The sequence below is a fragment of the Sphingobacterium sp. T2 genome (assembly GCF_000814685.1).
Lineage (GTDB): Bacteria > Bacteroidota > Bacteroidia > Sphingobacteriales > Sphingobacteriaceae > Sphingobacterium > Sphingobacterium thermophilum.
In genome coordinates this window covers 1-810 of record NZ_JXAC01000079.1, presented here as the reverse complement: position 1 = coordinate 810, position 810 = coordinate 1, and the positions used below count along the sequence as shown (strand labels likewise).

Annotated in this window: 3 protein-coding genes and 1 pseudogene; 1 reads left to right on the top strand and 3 read right to left on the bottom strand. The window is 43.2% G+C overall.

The features are described from left to right. A pseudogene (locus SD31_RS17160) lies at positions 1 to 198 on the top strand (hypothetical protein); the annotation flags it as partial. A 2-nt stretch (positions 199 to 200) separates the two neighbouring features. Here the strand turns inward: SD31_RS17160 and SD31_RS16510 are convergent. The 3 genes from SD31_RS16510 to SD31_RS19975 form a co-directional block, all read right to left on the bottom strand. Then, entirely contained in the window at positions 201 to 410 is a 210-nt protein-coding gene (locus SD31_RS16510) for a hypothetical protein (protein ID WP_156138231.1), read from the bottom strand. Positions 411 to 481: 71 nt separating this feature from the next. Next, positions 482 to 703 (bottom strand): hypothetical protein, encoded by a 222-nt coding sequence (locus SD31_RS05965; protein ID WP_262506550.1) that lies wholly within the window; start codon positions 701 to 703, stop codon positions 482 to 484. Continuing rightward, positions 670 to 789 carry a hypothetical protein gene (locus SD31_RS19975; RefSeq protein WP_262506549.1) on the bottom strand — a complete coding sequence of 40 codons (120 nt, stop codon included), beginning with the start codon at positions 787 to 789 and terminating at the stop codon, positions 670 to 672. The genes SD31_RS05965 and SD31_RS19975 overlap by 34 nt, the downstream gene beginning before the upstream one ends. Between the last annotated feature and the right edge of the window lie 21 nt (positions 790 to 810).

Below are 810 nucleotides of genomic sequence, written 5' to 3'. Positions count from 1 at the left end.
TACAATCAAATTGGACCGGCATTGCGAAACGTTAGATTTCTCATACTAACCTGTATAACCTTACTGTCGTGGCATTGCTATGCCCAACGATACGAGGTAGGTATTGCCGGTATGGGAACAGGATACATGGGAGACATAAACCCACAAAACACACTCTATAATCAAAAGCTTAGGAGGAGGAATATTCAGCAAATATAACTTCAGTCCGTACTTGGGGGGCACGTCTGAGTGTCAACTACCTGCATCTTCAAGGACAGGATAGAGACTTTGACATAGAGTGTGTTTTGTGGGTTTATGTCTCCCATGTATCCTGTTCCCATACCGGCAATACCTACCTCGTATCGTTGGGCATAGCAATGCCACGACAGTAAGGTTATACAGGTTAGTATGAGAAATCTAACGTTTCGCAATGCCGGTCCAATTTGATTGTAAAGATAAAATTTTATGGAATATCTGTAACGAGGAACTACACAAAACTATATCAATAGTTTCTCACATCTATTCCCCACAGTAGCTTTTCGCGTAATATACCGAAATAACTGTCATCTTTAAGCTGTATAAGGTTGATTTCGAAAGGAGCCTTGCATATGGTCAGCTGAACATCAGTGGACAAGGTTTCGCTTTTGGAGTCACAGCTGAGGATAAATTTTTCTGTACGGCTTTCGATTTTTAGGGAAAGCTGCATGTCGGAAGAGACAACGATAGGACGGACATTGAGGTTATGCGGAGAGATAGGGGTGATAACAAAGTTGTCATACCCGGCATGATGATAGGTCCGCCGCAACTCAGCGAGTAGGCGGTGGAGCCTGT